Source organism: Actinopolyspora lacussalsi (genome assembly GCA_030803735.1).
Lineage (GTDB): Bacteria > Actinomycetota > Actinomycetes > Mycobacteriales > Pseudonocardiaceae > Actinopolyspora > Actinopolyspora lacussalsi.
In genome coordinates this window covers 4948099-4967657 of the sequence record JAURUC010000001.1, presented here as the reverse complement: position 1 = coordinate 4967657, position 19559 = coordinate 4948099, and the positions used below count along the sequence as shown (strand labels likewise).

Genomic DNA, 19559 nt, shown 5'->3' with positions numbered 1-19559 from the left:
GTCGGTGGGTCTCCCGCTCGGGGGAACCTCTGGTCGGCTCTCCCTCCGGAGGCCCGACATCGGGTAGCGAGTGCCGGAGCGTGATTTCATTCCGGCATGATTGTTTCCGGGCAACGCGTGACCCGCGGCCCGACTCCCATCCGACGACGATCAACGAGGTGATCCGTGGCTCCGCCGAACCTGACCCGCCAACAGGCAGAGCAGCGCGCCGAACTGCTGCGCGTGCACTCCTACGCGATCGAGCTCGACCTGTCCGACGGCGCGGGCGGGGAGAACGTGGAGGTCTTCGGATCGAAGACGACCGTGCGGTTCGCCGCCCGGCAGGGCGCCACCACGTGGATCGATCTGATGGCCGCACAGGTGCACCAGGCCTCCCTCAACGGCGTGGACCTGGATCTGTCCGACTACGACGAGGGAACGGGGATCGCGCTCCCCGAGCTGGCGGAGCAGAACGAGCTGGTCGTACGCGCCGACTGCTACTACACCAACACCGGTGAGGGGCTGCACCGTTTCGTCGATCCCGTGGACGGCGGGGTGTATCTCTACAGCCAGTTCGAGACGGCCGACGCCAAACGGATGTTCGCCTGCTTCGACCAGCCCGACCTGAAGGCGAGTTTCCAGCTGACGGTGACGACGCCGAGCTCGTGGCGGGTCGTTTCGAACTCCCCGGGCGCGATCACCGCTTCCAGCGAGACCCGCGCCACGCACACCTTCGAGGCCACGCCCCCGATCTCCACCTACCTGGTGGCGCTGGTGGCGGGCCCCTACGCGGAGTGGCGCGACGTCTACAGCGGCCCGGAGGGCGAGATCCCGCTCGGGCTCTACTGCCGTGCCTCGCTGGCCGAGCACCTGGACCCCGAACGGCTGTTCACCGAGACCAAGCAGGGATTCGGCTTCTACCAGCGGGCGTTCGGCGTGCCCTACCCGTTCGCCAAGTACGACCAGTGCTTCGTGCCCGAGTTCAACGCGGGTGCCATGGAGAACGCAGGCTGCGTGACCTTCCTGGAGGACTACGTCTTCAGGTCGAGGGTCACCGGGTACTTCTACGAACGCCGTGCCGAAACGGTGCTGCACGAGATGGCGCACATGTGGTTCGGCGATCTGGTCACCATGCGCTGGTGGGACGACCTCTGGCTGAACGAGTCCTTCGCGACCTGGGCCAGCGTGCTCGCGCAGTCCTCGGCCACCGAGTACACCCACGCCTGGACTACCTTCGCGAACGTGGAGAAGTCCTGGGCCTACCGGCAGGACCAGCTGCCCTCCACGCACCCGGTGGCAGCCGACATCGAGGACCTGCAGGCCGTCGAGGTCAACTTCGACGGGATCACCTACGCCAAGGGCGCCTCGGTGCTCAAACAGCTGGTGTCCTACGTGGGGCTGGAGAACTTCCTCAGCGGGTTGAAGATCTACTTCGACAGGCACGCCTGGGGCAACGCGCGGCTCTCCGACCTGCTCACCGCGCTCGAGGAGGCATCGGGGCGGGACCTGTCGTGGTGGAGCGCGCAGTGGTTGGAAACCACGGGGCTCAACACGGTGCGCCCCGAGTTCGAGACCGACGAGCGGGACCGCTTCACCGAGTTCACTGTGCTGCAGGGCCCCGCGAGTCCGGGCGAGGGCGAGTACCGCACGCACCGCATCGCGGTGGGCGTCTACGACGACGACCCCACCACGGGCAAGCTGGTCCGCACGCACCGGGTCGAGCTCGACATCTCCGGTGAGCGCACCGACGCCCCCGAGCTCGTCGGAGTACCGCGCGGCAAGCTCGTGCTGGTCAACGACGACGACCTGAGCTACTGCACGATGCGGCTGGACTCACGGTCGCTGGCCACCCTGGTGGAGCGGATCGCCGACATCGACCAGTCGTTGCCGCGCGCGTTGGGCTGGTCGACCGCCTGGGAAATGACCAGGGACGCGGAGCTGCGGGCGCGCGACTTCGTCAGCCTCGTGCTCGGCAAGGACAGCGACGGCGGTATCGGAGGCGAATCCGAGATCGGCGTGGTGCAGCGGGTCCTGATGCAGGCGCGCACGGCACTGGGTGCCTATGCCGATCCCGATTGGCAACCGGAGGGGTGGCAGCGCTACACGGATCGGCTGCTGGAGCTGGCACGTGCCGCCCGGCCCGGTTCGGACAACCAGCTCGCCTTCGTCAACGCGTTGACGGCCGCGAAGCTCGACGAGGACAAGCTCACGTTGCTGCGCGGTTGGCTCGACGGTTCGCGGGTGCTGGAAGGGTTGGTGGTGGACACCGACCTGCGCTGGCAACTGCTGCACGCCCTGGTGGCACACGGCGCCGCGGACGAGCCCGAGATCGACGCGGAGCTGGCAGCGGACTCCACCGCCACCGGCAGGCGGCGCGCGGAGCGCGCGCGGGCGCTCGTGCCCACCCCCGAGGCCAAGGAACGGGCGTGGCAGCGAGCCGTGCACGACGACGAACTGCCCAACGCCATCAACGAAGCGATCATCTCCGGGTTCCAGCATCCCGCCCAGCACGAGCTGTTGCTCCCCTACGTGCGGCGTTACTTCGACGAGATCGACGAGGTGTGGCAACGCCGCTCCAGCGAGCGGGCACAGCCGACGGTGATGGGGCTGTTCCCCTCCTGGTCCGTGGATCCCGGGACGGTCGAGGCCGCGGACACCTGGCTCGCCGGGGAACACCCCTCGGCCCTGCGTCGCCTGGTCTCGGAGGGCCGTGCCGGTTTGGTGCGCGCGCTCGCGGCACGCGAGTTCGACCGCTCCTGAGCGGAAGCAAGCACGGGTGGCCGGGCCCGCGAAGCCTCCTTCCCCGGCCCGACCACCCGATTTCCGATGCGAGGGCACGCCGCTGCCCGCTCCCCACCGGACGGCACCGCCACGAGCACGCCCTTCCGGGTGGCATCCGGCGAAGATCACCCAGTCGCAGGATCACCGCGCGTAGGCTTGTGATCGCGCACCGTCCAACACGTCGTGGAGCGGCCGATGCCCGAGCTGATAACCGCCATCGCCACGCTGTTGTGGCCGCTGATCACCCTGCTGGTGCTGCTGCTGTTCCGACAGGGGATCGGAAGAGTGCTGCGTACCGCCGAGAAACGCGAGCTGGAGTTCGAGGTGGGCGGGCAGCGGCTCACCTTCCACGAGCTCAACGATCAACAGAACGAGATGATCCAGGACCTGCAGCGACAACTCAGCATCCTGAGCAGTCGACTGGACGAGCGGGAAGCGGTGCCGGCGGGCACGGTCCCGGGCAGGGGCGGGGACGGGGCGAGCACGCCCGAGGAACCCTCCGGGTGGGAACTGGACGGCGATCCCGAGTCGGCTGAGCTGCCCCCGGTACAGGCACCGGTGGGGCCGGAACCGTTCGCCGTGCTGTGGGTCACCGATCGCGCCCAGAGCCACGCGCTGCTCGTGGAGCAGCTCCGCAACAACGGGGTACGGGTGACGATCACGGCCACCACGTCGGAGGCGGTGGCCGAAGTGTCCAAACGGCCCTACCGCGTGGTGGTTTCGGACATGGCCCGCAAAGAGGACGGGCAGTGGATCACGGACGCGGGCCTGGCGCTACTGCGCGAGCTGCGCGACCTGGGCATGGAGATACCGGTGATCGTCTTCGGCACGCAGCGCGGGCAGCTGCAACACGCCAACCAGGCTCGCCAGCTGGGCGCCGTGGCCACCACGTCGTCGTCCTACGAGATGTTCCGACACTTCCAGAACTTCGGACTGCTCTGAGCGTTCGCCGACGTCACCGGGACCGGATCGTGATCGGGTGTTTCGGCACGCCCCGGGGGTTCCGGCGAGTCCGCCGCCGGAACCCCCGGGGCCGCGGCCCGAAGCCCTTCCGGTGGACATCGGGGCCTTCCGTGGAAACCGGGTCAGTGATGCTCACCTTCGGTTTCGAACTCGGTTCCGGCCGCGTCGGAGAGCATCCGCAACGCGCTGATGAGCCCGTCGATCAGGTCACCCTCCTTGAAGGAGGCGACCATGTTCATCACGGCCAGGTTGCAAGTGCGGTCGGGTACCCGCCGATAGGCCTGTTCGCCGGTGACGATTTCCAGACAACGCTGGGCGGGCGAGACGGCGATGAGCACACCGCGCGATGCGCGGCCGCCCAGGCCGGCGTGGATCTGCTCGGCACGATCACGGGTTCGCTCCCCCAGCCCACCGAGGTAGATCGCGAATTCGAGCCCGGTCGTGCGGGTGGACAGCGTCAACGCCTCATCCAACCGCGCGAGCTCTCCCGGGGAGAACGGCAGCTTCGGGCGCTCCGGCTCGATACGGCGCGCGATCGACAGCCGACCACCCGCGGTAAGAGCGTGTCCCGCCTCGAGTTCGGCCGGGTTCACGTCCGCCGCTGTTCGGGTCATCTCACCAGTTGCCACGAGCGCCTCCCCTTGCGGTACCGGTCTCCGACTCGGACTCCGCGTGTTCGGTAGGTGGGCTGCTGGGACTCACACCGGCAGGGTTCGCCACCCACAGCACCGACGGGAAGTTCCACTCCCCGTTGGGGCGGTAACGGGCACGGAACAGTCTCGGCCACAGCACCATCAACATGACGAGGCCGTAGACAGCCGCCGGTATCACGGCCAAGACGAGTACGGTCTGCACGACAGTCACACCAGCACGGTATCCGATTTCCCCCACGAGCGGTCGACTACCTGTGCTTCCTGCCTCACCCACTGGGAAAACCTCGCCCTGTTCCCGGCACAGCCGGTCCGCGACGCCGTGAAGTAATCGCGCGGTCACGAAATACACACCACGAGCGACACCATTCCTTGCCCCCGGACATCTTCGGTGCTGCTTTCGCCCCATTCGGAACCGCCATTCGGAGCCGAACCGGACGGCCGCTCGGAGGGGTCGAGTTGGCGGCTTGTACCGGACAGTTTCCGATTCTAGATTTCACCTGTATGGATCTTGCGTAATTGATCGCATCCATGACAGGAGCAGTTCCGAACACGTGAGGAAACAATGATGACCATCGAAACCGGGAACAGCGGCGCCAATTTGATCTTTCCGTGTGACGGATTCATCTCGCATGAATACGCTGCGTACACGAAACAGGTGATCCGAACCGGGACCGGGGCCGGAAATCGGCTCCGGACTGGGGTGCGAATCAGTGGCCGGGAAGGCGTGCGGATCAGCGGACGCACCGGGGTACGAATCAGCAGCAGGAGCGGCGTACGAATCAGCGGACGCGCGGGAGTACGGATCAGCTCCCTGGGCGGGGTGCGGATCAGCGGACGCGCGGGCGTGCGGATCAGCGGCAGCCACGACTCCCGCGAGGCGGACTCCGGCGCGGGCGTGCGGATCAGCGGCAGCACCGGAACGGGCGGAGCGAGCGAACGCCGACCTGCCATGCCGCGCTGCGCCGAGCGGCGCAGGGGCGGGTGGCAACCGCTCGCACCGGCGGGAGGCACACCGCGACCCGGGCAGAGCCGCGGTGCTCATGAGGACGGGCCGTACATCGAGAACGACGGCCCGCCTCACCGTTCAGTGTGATGCGACTTCGCCGAGATAGGGCAACCACATCGGATCGGGGTCGCTCGCGCCGGCCAACAGCCGCCAGTGCCTGCCGCGCGGCGCCTTCGGCGTCTCCGGAAGGCGCCACCCCAGCTCACGAAGCGTCCGATCGGCCTTTCGATGATTACACCGCGTACAACAGGCCACACAGTTCTCCCAGCTGTGTGCACCACCCCTGCTCCGAGGAACCACATGATCGATGGTCTCCGCACGCACGCCGCAGTAAACACAGCGATGGTTGTCCCGCAACATCAAGGCGGAACGGGACAGCGGAACCCGTCCGCGATAGGGAACGTGCACGAACCGGCTCAGTCTGATGACCGAGGGAACCTCGATGCTGTGCGTCGCCGAATTCAACATCGATCCAGCGGAATCACCGTGCACCACTTCGGCCTTGCCGCAGACGATCAACACGATCGCCCTGCGCACGGGCAGTGCGGTCAACGGTTCGAACGTCGTGTTCAGTAGTAGGACCCGCCGCTTCGGCCAAGCGCCCACGCCCTCCGATCTGTCGGCGGAGGCCGACAGCCGGTGACCCCGCTTACGTCCGGCAGGACGCGCGGGGGCGCGGGGCGGCGCCGCCTTCGGAGCGCCGCACGGGATCGGTTTTCGGTCGGGCACTCGACCACCTCCACCGTGTATGTGCATCAGTCGAACACAGAACCCGCCCGGAACGCACGTGTGATCCGCGCCGCACCGACCGACCGGATATCGAAAATTCGACGACGAGAAGGCAACACGATCGGAAATGTACGGTTATCCGTGGCGACGAGGCCACTCCGATCATTCGGATCCAATCGATTCGGCACGCTACCGACCGCCCGCGTCATGTGAACGGACGAACGTTTTCGATACCCGTATCGTCCGAGGAGTGAACGAGGTTCAGTCATTGCCGGAGTCATATCCGAACGCGCATCGCACGGACACGGTGGAAACGCCGCACGGGCTCGAGGTGCGCGATCCCTACCGCTGGTTGGAGGACCCTTCGGACCCGGCCTGCGAGGCGTGGTCACGTGAGCAGGACCGGCTCACCGACGCGTGGCTGCGCGGTCTGCCCCGGCGCGAGGAGATCGCCGAGCGGCTGAGCACACTGCTGCGCACCGGGTCGGTGTCGGCGCCGGTGTGGCGCAACGGCCGCTCGTTCTTCACCAGACGGGAGAGCGACCAGGAGTTCCCGGTGCTGTTCGTGCGTGAACCGAGCGGAACGGTCCGACAACTGCTCGACGTGACCGAGCTCGATCCGTCCGGGCTGACGACGCTGGACCGGTGGAGTCCCAGTCCGGAAGGGGACCGACTCGCCTACCAGGTCTCGAGCGGCGGGGACGAGGAGTCGCTGCTGCACGTGCTGGACGTGACCACGGGCGAACTGCTGGAAGGTCCCATCGACCGGTGCCGCTACTCCTCGGTGGCCTGGCTTCCCGGCGGCGCCGAGTTCTACTACGTCCGCAGGATCGCCCCCGAGCTGGTCCCCGAGGACGAGCGACAGTTCCACCGCCGGGTGTGGTTGCACCAGGTGGGAAGCGATCCGGACGAGGACGTGCTGATCCACGGCGAACAGCTGCATCACACCTACTTCTACTCCGTGAGCCTGTCCCCGGACGGCAGCTGGCTCCTGGTGCACGGTAGTCCGGGAACGGCACGTCGTGATTCGCTGTGGATAGCGGACCTGCGAAACGGTGAGCGCGTTCCCGAGCTGCGACGCGTGTTGGACGACGAGCAGGGCGTGCGGGCGAGCGCTCGGGTGGAACCGGACGGGTGGATGTACATCCGCACCACGCTGGACGCCCCGCGCGGCAGGCTCTGCGTCGCCGACCCGGACCGTCCGGACCCGACCGACTGGACGGAGCTGATCCCGGAGGATCCGGAATCGGTGTTGGAGACCTCGCGTTGGCTCGACAGCACGGGGTCGGATCCACGGCTGGCCGTGTTGCGCACCGCACACGCGGTCTCCGAACTGACACTGCACGACGCTGGCACCGGCGAGCTCCGTCGTGCGGTGCCGTTGCCCGGCACCGGCCAGGTGACCACGGTGAACACGGTGGACACCCGGACCACGACCGGACGTGACCGCATCTGGCTCGGCTGGACCGATTTCGCCACTCCACCGTGCGTGTACTCGTACTCGGTAGCCACGGACGAGACGGAGGCGGTGGAACACGCCCCCGGCCAGGAGGCCGTACCGGAGATAACCAGCACCCAACTGAGTTACAGCTCGGCGGACGGCACCACGGTACGGATGTTCGTGCTGGCTCCCGCCACACCACCGCCCGGGCCACTGCCCACGCTGCTGACGGGGTACGGCGGTTTCGCACTCTCCAGGGAACCCGCCTACACCCCCAACGCGCTGGCGTGGGTAGCCGCTGGCGGCGTGTGGGCGTTGCCCTCGTTGCGCGGTGGTGCCGAGGAAGGGGAACAGTGGCACCGAGCGGGCATGCGGGAGAACAAACAACGCGTTTTCGACGACTTCCACGCCGCGGCCGAGCACTTGATCGAGCGGGGCTGGACCACCTCGGACCAGCTGGCCATCAGCGGTGGCTCCAACGGCGGACTGCTGGTGGGAGCGGCGCTGACGCAACGCCCCGAGCTGTACCGGGCAGTGGTCTGCTCGGCGCCGCTGCTGGACATGGTGCGCTACGAGAAGTTCCTGCTCGGCAGACTGTGGAGCGAGGAGTACGGCAGCGCCGAGAATCCCGAGGAGCTCGAATGGTTGCTGTCCTACTCGCCGTACCACAACATCGGCGAAGCCACCGAGTACCCGGCGGTACTGCTGTCGGTGTTCGAGTCGGACAGCCGGGTCGATCCGATGCACGCACGCAAGATGTGCGCGGCACTGCAGCACGCGACGAGTTCACCACCGGACAAACGCCCCGTACTGCTCCGGCGCGAGACGGAGGTGGGGCATTCGGCACGTTCGGTCTCCCGTAGTGTGGGCATGGCGACCGACCATTTCGCGTTTCTCGCGGAAGCCACCGGACTCATCCGGAAGTAGCAGGTCAGCGGCGGGTGCTTCGCAGGAGCACCCGCGCTCGCATCGTGGACGGCGGGGCGTTCACGAAGCTCGCTCGACCACGCCGGGCCCGCTCGACGACACCGGGCGCACCGGCCCACCCGTCGGATCGCCGAAGCGCACGTGTGGGAGGCCCCACTCGTACGCCGACCGTGAAGAAGTTTCCAACGTCCGCGTGGAGCCCCGAAACCATGACGACCACGTTGCCCCTGGCACAGTCCCACTGCTCGGACGATTCGAGCCGATGGTGCGAGACCGTCTTCGACTGGACCAGCAACTCGTGGCTGGCCAACTACTCGGAGATGCTGATCGCCACCCCGCTGCGGATTCTGCTGATCGTCGTGGTGGCGTTTTTGACTCGCTACATCCTGCACCGGATCATCACCAGGCTCAGCCGCACCAACGGCGAGGCGCCGAAGCTGCTGCAGCCACTGCGGGAACGGCGTGGCGAGGCGGTATCGGGCGAGACGTTGGCCGAGCAGCGGAGCCAGCGAGCACGAACGCTGGGCTCGGTGCTGAAGTCGGTGGTCAGCTTCGTGGTCTTCGTGTTCGCGGGTTTCTACGTACTGCGACAGTTCGGCGTGGATCTGGCACCGTTGATCGCCTCGGCCGGAATCGTCGGTGTCGCGCTGGGATTCGGCGCGCAGAACCTGGTGCGCGACTTCCTGTCCGGCATGTTCATGATGATCGAGGACCAGTACGGGGTCGGCGACTGGGTGGACCTCGGTGAGGCCGGCGGTACCGTGGAGACGGTGGGACTGCGAGTCACCACGCTGCGCGACATCAACGGTACCGTCTGGTACGTGCGCAACGGCGAGATCCTGCGGGTCGGCAACTCCAGTCAGGGCTACGCGGTCGCGGTGGTGGATCTGCCCGTGGCACACAGCAGTGACGCGGCGCGCGCGCAGGAGGTGGCGCAGTCGGTCGCGGCCTCGGCTGCACAGCGGGAACCGCTCTCCAAGGACGTACTGGAGAAGCCGGAGATGCTCGGTATCAACCAGATCACCTCGGATACGATCACGCTACGGTTAACCGCCAAGGTGCGTCCGGGACAGCAGTGGGCCGTGCAGCGCCTGCTCCGCGCCGAGATCAAGCGGGCCTACGACGAGGCGGACATCAAGCCGCCCTACCCGGCTGGGCGCTTGATGCCGGAGCCAGGCGAACAGCAGTGACGTCGAAGCCTCCCGAGGAGGGCATGTGAGCACTCCGGAAACCTTCTACGACGAGGTAGGTGGCGAGGCCACCTTCCGAACCATCGTGGCCCGCTTCTACGAGGAGGTCGCCAAGGACGAGCTGCTCAGACCGCTGTACCCGGAGGAGGATCTCAGCGGCGCCGAGCAACGGCTGCGCCTGTTCCTGATGCAGTACTGGGGCGGCCCGCAGACCTACTCGGAGCAGCGCGGGCACCCTCGACTGCGGATGCGACACGCCCCCTTCAAGATCGGACTCGCCGAGCGTGACGCCTGGCTGCGCTGCATGCGAATCGCCCTGGACGAGGTGGAGCTGACGCGGCAACAGCGTGACCGGCTCTGGCAGTACTTCGAGATGGCCGCACACAGCATGGTCAACTCGTGGTTCTGACCTAGTGGTTCCGACTCCGCGTCGGCACGAGGCGGTCGACCCGCCACCGTTTGTTCCGGACGAACACCCGGTCGGCTCAGGACCGTCCACCACCCCACGACCTCGCTGCGTATCCTGATCAGGCGTGCTCGGTCGCCTCAGCTTCGAAGTGATCGGTCCTTTCGGGCAGGTCCACACCGGACCGCCGTTCTCCGGTGATCTCCCCAGCGACGACGGGCGGCGGTGGGAGTGCTGGAATACCCGGCACGACACCGCGGCAGAGTTCGCGGTATTACGGTTATCGACAACATCGACACCGGAGACCGGCGTCGCAGCCGGCGTCCGGGCGCATCGGCCTCGTCGCCGGACACTCGGCTACGGTGGCCGGACGCAGTTAAGGGGTGACCACTGTGCGCCGCTGGACAGAACAAGACGCCCCCGCCCAGGAGCGGCTTCCCTGGTGGTGGGACGCGACGCACTACGCGATCGACGTCAGACTGTTCGCGGATTCCGACGGTGACGGTGTCGGCGATCTGGACGGGCTGCGCAACCGGCTGGGGTATCTCGAACTGCTCGGCATCGACACGGTGTGGCTCACCGGGGTCGCGATGACCGGTGTGGGCCCCAACATCGGTGAACCGCGGCAGGCCGCCGCGATCCTGGAATCGTTCGAACACCTGACCACGGCCGCCCACGACTGCGATCTGCGGGTGACCCTCGATATCGGTGCGGACATCTCCGATCTCCGGCAGCCCCGGGCGCAGCAGGAGCTGGTCCGCACGCTGCGGTTCTGGACCGACCGGGGGGTCGACGGTTTCCGCCTCGCCCTCTCCCGTCGTGGTGCGTACGCCGGCGGCCCCGACGCCGAGGGGCTGGATCCGGAGACCTCCCGCGCCATCAGGGCGGCGCTGGCGGAGGAGTCGGACAGGCTGATCGGCTCTCTGGTGGAGGAACAACAGTCCAGCCGGGGGGTGTGGGACGTCGACTTCAACCGCTCCCTCGCGGAGGCGGAGTTCGAGGCGGGTGAGATCCGGGAGGCGATCAGCAAGGAACTGGCCGCCTGCCGGGAGTTCGGAACGCGCCCCGGCTGGATGGTTTCCGGCCGGAGCACCCCGCGACAGGTCACCCGGTACGGCGGTGGTGAACTCGGTCGTGCGCGTGCGCAGGCGATGTCACTGGTGACGCTGGCGCTGCCCGGAGTCGTGTGCATCGACAGCGGTGAGGAGCTCGGGCTGCCCGAGGTCATCGACTCCGACGCCGAGAAACGCCCCGGCGAACTCGTCGGTGCGCGGGTGCCGATGCCGTGGGAGGGCAACGAACCACCGTACGGCTTCAGTGCGAACCCGACCTCCTGTCTACCGGTACCGGCCGACTGGCGGGAGCTCACGGTCGAGGCACAGTTGGAAAGCGCGGATTCCACCCTGTCGCTGTACCGTCAGGAACTGGAACTGAAACGCACCGCTCCCGCGGAAGCCGGTGTCGGCGAGAGCTCCGGCACCGCGGGGCTCTTCGACGAGGACACCGTGGAATGGTACGGAGCCCCGAGCGGTTGCCTGGCGTTCCGACGGGGCGTGGGCGGAGTGATCTGCGCGCTGAACACCTCGGAGCAACGGGTGCCACTCCCCCCGGGAGAGCTCCTCCTTTCCAGCACTCCGCTGGTGGACGGGCAGCTACCGCCGAACTCGGCGGTGTGGCTGACCGCGAACTGACCGGGTTCGCCCGCGTTATCGACGACCGGTCTCGGGACCGCTGGTTTCGGGGGCACCGGTTCCGGTCACGCCGGAAGTGTGGCGCGGGGAAACCGTGGTGCGTGGACGACGGACAACGGCTAGACGCCTCGTTCGATCCGACGAGATTTCAAGATCCACTCGATCGTGGTCCCGTCGACATCGCTGCGACGGGGAAACTCAGTGACAGGATGGGCCACCGTGGGCTTGAGCGAATTGAGCCGCGAAGACTCGACGGCGGGGCGTGGCTGGTGGGAAGACCGAATCTTTTACCGTATCGATGTCCGGGCGTTCAGCGACTCCGATGCCGACGGGGTCGGTGATCTGGAGGGTGTTCGGGACAGACTCGGGTACTTGGAACTGATCGGTATCGACGCCATCTGGTTGACCGGTGTGCTGGCTTCACCCGTGGGGCGCCCCGGGCAAGGGCGGGACGTGGATCCGTTGGTAGGCACCCTGAGCTCGTTGGAAACGCTGCTGGCCGAAGCACACGCGGCGGGGATGCGGGTGACGTTGGACCTCGCCGTGGACGGCACGGAGATCGTTCACAGCGAAAACCAACGGGAACTGGCGGAATCGCTGCGGTTCTGGAGCGGGCACGGCGTCGACGGGTTCCGTGTCGCCGCACTACCGGGCATCACCGGCCCGGTCGACGAGTCCACGCACCGGATCGTGCGAATGATCCGCTCGGTGTTCGACGAACGGGAATCGGTCATGCTCGGCGGCCTGGTCGACGGCTGGCGCACCGGACTCGGCGATCTCGTGGAGCTGGACCTCGGCGTGGACCTGCGATTCAGCCTGACCCAGTTCGACGCCACCGAGATACGCCGGATCGTGGACACCGTGCTGACGGACTCGGACAACAACGCGGGAACACCGGTATGGACGCTGTCCACATGGGAGAACCCGCGCCCGACCACCCGGTTCGGGGGTGGTGCGCACGGCCTGGCACGCGCACGGGCGATGGCGTTGGTCCAGTTCGCGCTGCCGGGGTCGGTCGGAGTGGACAACGGAACGGAACTGGGCCTGCCGGAATCCGAGAAGCCGGACCGCACGAGCAGCCACCCCGCCCGCGGCCCGATCCCCTGGGAGGGGACACAACCGCCGTTCGGTTTCTCCGCCGCGCCCGGCAACTGGTGGCCCACCCCACCCAGCTGGGCCGCCAGCACCGTGGAGGCGCAGTTGGAGGACCCGTTGTCGACGCTGTCGCTGCACCGCAACGCGATGGAGCTGCGACGCCGTCACGAGATCGCGCACCGCACCACGGTGCGCTGGTACGGCGCGCCGCACGGCTGTCTGGCGTTTCGCTGCGACCGTGCCGGCCTGACCTGCGCGCTGAACGCTTCCGGCACGAGCGTGCCGAAACCGCCTGGCACGGTCGTGCTGTGCAGCGGATCGTTGGAGGGCGAACGCATCCCGCCGAACACGGCGGTGTGGCTGACCTGAGTCGGCCGGGAGGTTCCGTCGAGCGCACAATCCGGCAAACCGGCAACCCGGCCGAAGACTTCGATCAGGTCAGCAAGGGCAGCAGGGCGTACCGCCGTCGAACCACGGCCCCGAACCGGGAGTCGATGCGAAGCCACGTCTCGGTGGCGCTGACTCGTACGATCTCCTCCTCCGGAGGATCACTGGCCAGAAAACCCATCCCGGTCAGCACGAACAAGCAGCGCAACGGAACTTTGACCTGCAACCCCGAACCGCTGACGGTGAACACTTCCTGGTCCATCAGCGAAGCGGGCGGAGTGCCCTTCGGCCCAACGTTCTGCCTGGCGACACCGACCCCCTGCTCGGCGACCTCGCCGACCACCCTGGCCGGCAGGTCGTCCACGTGCCGCCACCCCTCCGGAGGAGGCAGCTCGGAGCGCCACAGCAGGTCCCGCTCCGGACCGGGATCCATCACCGGCCCGTTGGAAACCGTCAACGCGGCCAACAACTCGTTGCCCGAGACGCTCACGTCGGCGGGTTCGACCTCACCACCCACCGAACGAGTGCACAGCGCGTCGAACGGGGTGGCCGACCAGACGTCGATCCGTTCGGCGTCGGACCTGTTCCGCAACCGCACGACCGCCTGACCGTCCAGCCGCACGGCACGGGCCACGAACGCGCTCAGGTCGTCACGTTCGACCGAACCGGGCATTCGCAGTTCAGGCAATTCGCTGCTCCTCGTTCACGAGCGGATCGAGTACCCACTCCGCGAGGAACGAACGCTCACCCTCGGTGAGGCGACGCGGACGTCCGGCTCGCAGATCGTAGGGAACCATCATGGTCTCGGCAGTGGCCACCGAATCGTCACCACCCGCGGCGACAGCGTAGTCGACCACGAACGAGGCCGTGCGCAACTCGCGCACCGACATGCGCACCTGCACGGCTCCCATGCGGTACTCCACCGGAGAGCGGTAGTCGACCGATAACCGGGCCACCACCATTCCCTCCGCCATGCCGCCGTGGCCCCGCCGTTCCGCTTCGTTGAAGAGCAGCCCCGCACGGGCCTCCTCGAGCAGCGTCACGGTTCTGGCATGGTTCACGTGCCCGAAAGCGTCCATATCGGACCACCGCAGGGGCACTTCGGTGACGTAGGCTCCCACCTTTTGCCTTCCTTAACGCACAGCCGAACAACAGGGGCCGGACAACGACCGCGCTGCCGGGTCCCCCGGTTACACCGTACGCGGCCACGGTACGGAACCGGATCCGGCGAACGGCCCACCGCCTGCCGTGCAGAGTGGGAGCCCCCTCGGGCCGGTCGGCGGGTGAACGAACCGACCCGAGGGAAAGCCCTCAACGCACCATGCTGCGCAGCTGCCTGGCCGCCACGGACAGCGTCGCCAGGTCCTGACGCCCCGAATGCCTGATCTCCTCCAACGAGGCCCTGGCGCGTCCGATACGGGAGGCGTTGGCCGACTCCCACTGGGCGATCTTGTTCTCGGGATGCTCCTCCGGATCGCTGCTACGCAGCACATCCACCGCGATGGCGCGCAGCGAGGCGTACAGGTCGTCACGCAGCGCCAGCCGCGCCAGCGCGTGCCACCGGTTGCCACGCTCCAGCTCGGCGACCGACACCAGCATCCGCTCCATGTCGAGGTACTCCCACAGCGCGTAGTAGAGCTCCGCGCTCTCGCGGGGACTGCGTTCGGCCACGATGCCCGCGTCCCGCTCCGCCAACTCCGCTATCTCGGTAATGTCCAGCAGTGCGAACGTGTCCAGCAAGGTGCTGACACGCCGTGCGGTCCGCTTCGGCACGCCCCGATTCACGAGCCGGTCGGTCTCGGTCGCGGCGTTGGCCGCGGCCCGCCCGTGCAGCATCTCCCACACCGACTCGGCCAACCGGGTCACCACGGGACGGAAGCGATGTATCTCGGCGCCGATGGCCAACGGCTGCGGACGGTTGGAGAGCAGCCACCTGGAGGCCCGGTCCAGCAGGCGACGGGTCTCCAGAACCATGGAGTCGACGACATCGATGGGAACCGTGCCGTGCAGCTGTTCGATCTCCTCCCACAGCGCGGGGAGATCGTAAACGCCGGTCACCACTTCGAAGGCACGTACCGCGTCGGTGGTGTGGGCGCTCATCTCCTCCGACAGGCGGTACGCGTAGGAGATGCCCGCACCGTCGACCACTTCGTTGACCAGCAGGGTCGTGGTGATCTCGCGGTGCAGCGGGTGCTGGCGCACCGCCTGGCCGTACTGCCCGCGCAACGGACGCGGGAAGTACTCGGGCAGCCGCGAGGCGAAGGCTTCCGTGTCGGGCAGGTCGCTGGCCAGCACGTCCTGCTTCAGTGCGAGTTTGACGTGCCCCATCAGAGTCGCCAGCTCCGGCGAGGTGAGGCCGTCGTCTGCCTTCTCGAGCTCCCGGAACTGCGCCGGGGTCGGCAACGCCTCCAGTTCACGGTCCAGTCCGGTGCGCTTCTCCAGTTCGGCGACCTGCCTGGCATGCACCGACAGCATCGACGCCGCGTGCGAGCGGGAAGTGCCGAGCACGGCGTTCTGGCGATAGTTGTCCGCCAGCACCAGCTCGGAGACCTCCTCGGTCATCTCCCGCAACAACTGGTTGCGCTGGTCCCGATCCAGCCGCCCGTCGGCGACCAGCTGGTCCAGCAGCACCTTGATGTTGACCTCGTGGTCCGAGCAGTCGACACCCGCCGAGTTGTCCAGCGCGTCGGTATTGACCTTGCCACCGTTGCGGGCGAACTCGATACGCCCGAGTTGGGTCATCCCGAGGTTGCCGCCCTCACCGACCACGCGGGCCCGCAGGTCGGCACCGTCCACCCGCACCGGATCGTTGGCCTTGTCCCCCACCTCGCCGTGGGTCTCGGTGCTGGCCTTGACGTAGGTACCGATGCCACCGTTCCAGAGCAGGTCCACGGGCGCCCGCAGGATCGCTTTGATCAGTTCGGCAGGCGCCAACCGGGCGACGTCGTCGTCGATGCCGAGCACGGCGCGGATCTGGGGGTTGAGCGGGATCGACTTGGCGGAACGCGGCCAGACACCGCCGCCCTCGCTGATCACGTCGCGATCGTAATCGTCCCATGTGGAGCGTGACATGGCGAACAGTCGGGAGCGCTCGGCGAACGATGCGGCGGGGTCCGGAGTCGGGTCGATGAAGACGTGCATGTGGTTGAATGCGGCCACCAAGCGAATGTGCTCGGAAAGCAGCATCCCGTTGCCGAAAACGTCACCCCCCATGTCGCCGACTCCGACGACGCTGAACTCCTCGCGCTGCGTGTCGGTGCCGAGTTCACGGAAATGCCGTTTGACGCTCTCCCAGGCCCCCTTGGCCGTGATGCCCATGGCCTTGTGGTCGTAACCGACCGAGCCGCCGGAGGCGAAGGCGTCGCCCAACCAGAAGCCGTAGGAATCGGCGACCTCGTTGGCGATGTCGGAGAACGTCGCGGTCCCCTTGTCGGCCGCGACCACCAGGTAGGTGTCCTCGGCGTCGTGTCGGACCACGCGGTTCGGGCCGACCACCTGCCCGTTGACCAGGTTGTCGGTCAGATCGAGCATGCCGGAGATGAACATGCGGTAGCACGCGACCCCCTCAGCACGGACCGCTTCCCGGTCGGCCGCGGGGTCTCCGGTCGATGCGGGCTGGCGCTTCAGGACGAACCCGCCCTTCGCCCCCACCGGCACGATCACCGCGTTCTTGACCGCCTGCGCCTTGGCCAGTCCCAGGATCTCGGTGCGGAAGTCCTCGCGACGGTCGGACCAACGAAGTCCACCACGCGCCACCGAGCCGAACCTGAGGTGCACTCCTTCGAAGCGGGGGGAATACACGAAGATCTCGTACTGCGGCCGCGGCTCGGGCAGGCCGGAAATCTCCTGCGGTTCCAGTTTGAACGAGAGGAAGGAACGGGACCGAGACCGTTCGACCTCGACGAAGTAGTTGGTGCGCAGCGTGGCCCGGATCAGTCCGAGGTAGGCACGCAGGATGCGATCGGCGTCCAGGCTGGTGACCTCGTCGACGGCTCGTTCGGCGGCGTCGACCAGTTCCCGTTCCCTGGAGAACCGCAGCGTCTCCGCGATACCCGGATCGAAGCGCGTCTCGAACAGCCTGATCAGCCGCACGGTGATCGACTCGTGCGTGATCAGTGCGTCCTCGATGTAGTCCTGGCTGTAGGCCACTCCGACCTGTCGCAGATACTTGGCGTAGGCACGCAGCACCGCGGTCTGCCGCCAGGTGAGCCCGGCCCGCAGCACCAGTGAGTTGAACCTGTCGACCTCGGCGTCGTTCTGCCAGGCGGCACGGAAGGCCTCCTCGAACCGCTCCTGGAGTGTGTCGATCCGTTCGCCGTCGGACGGATCGAACACCCCCCGCCCGGGACGCAGTCCGAAGTCGAAGATCCAGCGGACGGTGTCGTCATCCGGGGAGATCTCGTAGGGCCGTTCGTCGACGACCTCCACCCCCATGCTCTGCAGCACCGGAAGCACCCTGGACAACGTCACCCGCTCGGTGAGGAACATCTTGAAACGACGGTCGCCCGGCCCGGCGTCACGTGGCGTGTAGAACGACATCGCGAGGTCACCGGGACTGGAGAGCGTCTCCAGCCTGCGCAGATCGACCAGACCGTCGGAGGCCTCGAAGTCCTCCTTGTACGCCTCGGGGAAGGCCGCCGCGTAGCGCAGCCCGACCTCGCTGATGGCCTCGGAGCCGAACGAGACGAGACGACCGTCCCGACGCGCGTCCGTGCGGTCCCCCGTGCGTTCCGACTCGACCTGTTCGACCATGTCGTCGTCCCAGGTGCGGATGGCTTCGCTGAGCCGACGCTGCACCCGATTGACATCGGGGTCGAGCCTGCTTCCCGGTTCGGTGTGCACCACGAAATGCACTCGGGCCAGCGCGGACTCACCCACCCGGGTGCTGTACTCCAGCCCCGTTCCTCCCAGCTCCGCCAGCAGCACTTCCTGCATCGCCAGTCGGGAGCGGGTCGTGTATCGGTCACGCGGCAGGTAAACCAGGCACGAGAAGAACCGACCGTAGGGGTCGCGCCGCAGGAAGGGCTTGAGCTTGCGGCGTTCCGCGAGGGCGAGCACCCCGGTGATGATCTCCAGCAGTCTGTCGGAGCCGGTGGCGAACAACTCGGTACGCGGATAACTCTGGATCTCCTCGAGCATGCGCTGCCCGGAGTAGGACTCCAACGGAAAACCCGCACGATGGATCACTTCACGGGCCCGGCGGGCTATAACCGGTATTTCCAGCACGTTCTCGTGCAGGGCGGTGGTGGTGAACAGACCGATGAAGCGGTGCTCACCGGACATCCCGCCATCGGAGCCGAAGGTTTTGACCCCCACGTAGAACGGATGCCCCGCGCGATGCACGGGGGAATTCGCGTTCGCCTGGGTCAGCACCAGCAACTCGTCGTCCGGGGACTCGACGAGTATGTCCGGACCGGTGGACAGCGTCCTGGCGACGCCGTTGTCGGATCGCAGCACACCGAGACCGGAGGCGAGCACCGGTCGCAGTGTCGGCCCGCCGGAGTCCTCGTCGCGCACCACCTCGTCGTGGCGGTACCCCAGGAAGGTGAAATGCCCTTCGGCCAGCCAACGCAGCAGGGCGGCGGCATCGGTGGCCTGCTCCACGGCGGGTTGGGAACCGTCCCGTTCCAGCGAGTCCGCGAGCCGGCGGGCGGTCTCGTCCATGCGGTCGGTGTCCTCGACGACCTCACGCACGTCGGTCAACACCCGCAACAGGCCGTTCTCCAGCTCGGTTATCCGATCCGGGTCGGCCAGTCTGTCGATCTCGAGGAACATCCACGACTCGGCCAGGGCGTCCTCGGGCGGGTTCGAGGGGTCCGCTCCGGGCAACACCTCACGCAGTTCACCGGCGACGTCCCTGCGCACCACCACGATGGGATGAACCACGCGTTGCACCTGCGCACCGGCGCGCGACAACTCGGCGATCACCGAATCGACCAGGTAGGGCATGTCGTCGGTGACCAGCTGGACCACCGAGGCGGGGCTGTACCAGCCCTCGACGGCGCGGGTCGGGTTGAATATGCGCACCATGGCACGGCCGGGCGCACGGTGCGCGGCCAGCTCGTAGTGCGAGCGCAGCGCACCGGCGAGATCGTCCGGCTCCTCGCTCACGACTTCCTCGGCCGGGACGTGGCGGTAGTAAGTACGTAGCAGGTGGGCCAGTTCCGGGGCCGTTCGCACGGCTCGCTCCACCAGGCTCGTCAGATACTCGGGACCTACCGCACCCGGGTCGGACGTCCGCGGTGTCCGCTCTCCGTTCGGCACGGTGTGCTCGGTACTCAACTGTCCGGATTCAGAGGTCATCGTCACGC

At 67.4% G+C, this 19559-nt stretch carries 14 protein-coding genes; 8 read left to right on the top strand and 6 right to left on the bottom strand.

Annotated features, from left to right (window positions below; all coding sequences use genetic code 11):
* Positions 1–165 precede the first annotated feature (165 nt).
* Both pepN and J2S53_RS22195 read left to right on the top strand, forming a co-directional pair.
* Positions 166–2739, top strand: coding sequence for an aminopeptidase N (gene pepN / locus J2S53_RS22200; protein ID WP_456242617.1), 2574 nt, complete (start codon positions 166–168; stop codon positions 2737–2739).
* Positions 2740–2955: 216 nt separating this feature from the next.
* Positions 2956–3702 carry a response regulator gene (locus tag J2S53_RS22195; RefSeq protein ID WP_456242616.1) on the top strand — a complete coding sequence of 249 codons (747 nt, stop codon included), beginning with the start codon at positions 2956–2958 and terminating at the stop codon, positions 3700–3702.
* Positions 3703–3845: 143 nt separating this feature from the next.
* Here J2S53_RS22195 and J2S53_RS22190 read toward each other — a convergent pair whose 3' ends face one another.
* A complete protein-coding gene (locus tag J2S53_RS22190; RefSeq protein ID WP_092975653.1) occupies positions 3846–4352 on the bottom strand; it encodes a DUF5130 family protein in 507 nt (168 codons plus the stop codon).
* Positions 4339–4587: an aa3-type cytochrome oxidase subunit CtaJ gene (ctaJ, locus tag J2S53_RS22185; protein ID WP_092976281.1), complete on the bottom strand. Its 249-nt coding sequence runs from the start codon at positions 4585–4587 to the stop codon at positions 4339–4341. Before ctaJ ends, J2S53_RS22190 begins: the two co-directional genes overlap by 14 nt.
* Positions 4588–5076: 489 nt before the next feature.
* On the opposite strand from ctaJ, the gene J2S53_RS22180 reads away from it, so the two are divergent.
* Positions 5077–5469 (top strand): hypothetical protein, encoded by a 393-nt coding sequence (locus tag J2S53_RS22180; RefSeq protein ID WP_456242615.1) that lies wholly within the window; start codon positions 5077–5079, stop codon positions 5467–5469.
* On the opposite strand, the gene J2S53_RS22175 is transcribed toward J2S53_RS22180, so the two are convergent.
* Positions 5461–6111 carry an HNH endonuclease gene (locus tag J2S53_RS22175; RefSeq protein ID WP_456242614.1) on the bottom strand — a complete coding sequence of 217 codons (651 nt, stop codon included), beginning with the start codon at positions 6109–6111 and terminating at the stop codon, positions 5461–5463. The two genes, J2S53_RS22180 and J2S53_RS22175, sit on opposite strands and share 9 nt — an antisense overlap.
* Before the next feature lie 250 nt (positions 6112–6361).
* On the opposite strand from J2S53_RS22175, the gene J2S53_RS22170 reads away from it, so the two are divergent.
* The 5 genes from J2S53_RS22170 to J2S53_RS22150 all read left to right on the top strand — a co-directional run bounded on the left by J2S53_RS22170 (position 6362) and on the right by J2S53_RS22150 (position 13230).
* Entirely contained in the window at positions 6362–8479 is a 2118-nt protein-coding gene (locus J2S53_RS22170) for a prolyl oligopeptidase family serine peptidase (protein ID WP_456242613.1), read from the top strand.
* Between the two features lie 209 nt (positions 8480–8688).
* The gene (locus tag J2S53_RS22165; RefSeq protein WP_456242612.1) at positions 8689–9669 is read left to right on the top strand and encodes a mechanosensitive ion channel family protein; all 981 of its coding nucleotides are present in this window, start codon (positions 8689–8691) and stop codon (positions 9667–9669) included.
* A 25-nt stretch (positions 9670–9694) separates the two neighbouring features.
* On the top strand, positions 9695–10078 hold the full coding sequence (locus J2S53_RS22160; protein ID WP_092923663.1) for a globin: 384 nt from the start codon (positions 9695–9697) through the stop codon (positions 10076–10078).
* Positions 10079–10467: 389 nt separating this feature from the next.
* On the top strand, positions 10468–11766 hold the full coding sequence (locus tag J2S53_RS22155; RefSeq protein ID WP_456242611.1) for an alpha-amylase family glycosyl hydrolase: 1299 nt from the start codon (positions 10468–10470) through the stop codon (positions 11764–11766).
* Positions 11767–12000: 234 nt separating this feature from the next.
* Entirely contained in the window at positions 12001–13230 is a 1230-nt protein-coding gene (locus J2S53_RS22150; protein WP_456242610.1) for an alpha-amylase family glycosyl hydrolase, read from the top strand.
* Between the two features lie 64 nt (positions 13231–13294).
* On the opposite strand, the gene J2S53_RS22145 is transcribed toward J2S53_RS22150, so the two are convergent.
* From J2S53_RS22145 to J2S53_RS22135, 3 genes are all read right to left on the bottom strand, one after another.
* Complete coding sequence (locus tag J2S53_RS22145; RefSeq protein WP_092975677.1) at positions 13295–13936, bottom strand: hypothetical protein; 642 nt, start codon at positions 13934–13936, stop codon at positions 13295–13297.
* Positions 13929–14369 (bottom strand): acyl-CoA thioesterase, encoded by a 441-nt coding sequence (locus tag J2S53_RS22140; RefSeq protein ID WP_092975680.1) that lies wholly within the window; start codon positions 14367–14369, stop codon positions 13929–13931. The genes J2S53_RS22145 and J2S53_RS22140 overlap by 8 nt, the downstream gene beginning before the upstream one ends.
* A 190-nt stretch (positions 14370–14559) precedes the next feature.
* A complete protein-coding gene (locus J2S53_RS22135; protein WP_456242609.1) occupies positions 14560–19551 on the bottom strand; it encodes an NAD-glutamate dehydrogenase in 4992 nt (1663 codons plus the stop codon).
* Positions 19552–19559: the final 8 nt, after the last annotated feature.

Excerpts from the sequence above, each read along its gene's own strand:
- J2S53_RS22195 (WP_456242616.1), top strand. The coding sequence starts at position 2,956 with ATGCCCGAGCTGATAACCGCCATCGCCACGCTGTTGTGGCCGCTGATC.
- J2S53_RS22165 (WP_456242612.1), top strand. The coding sequence starts at position 8,689 with ATGACGACCACGTTGCCCCTGGCACAGTCCCACTGCTCGGACGATTCG.
- J2S53_RS22135 (WP_456242609.1), bottom strand. The coding sequence starts at position 19,551 with ATGACCTCTGAATCCGGACAGTTGAGTACCGAGCACACCGTGCCGAAC.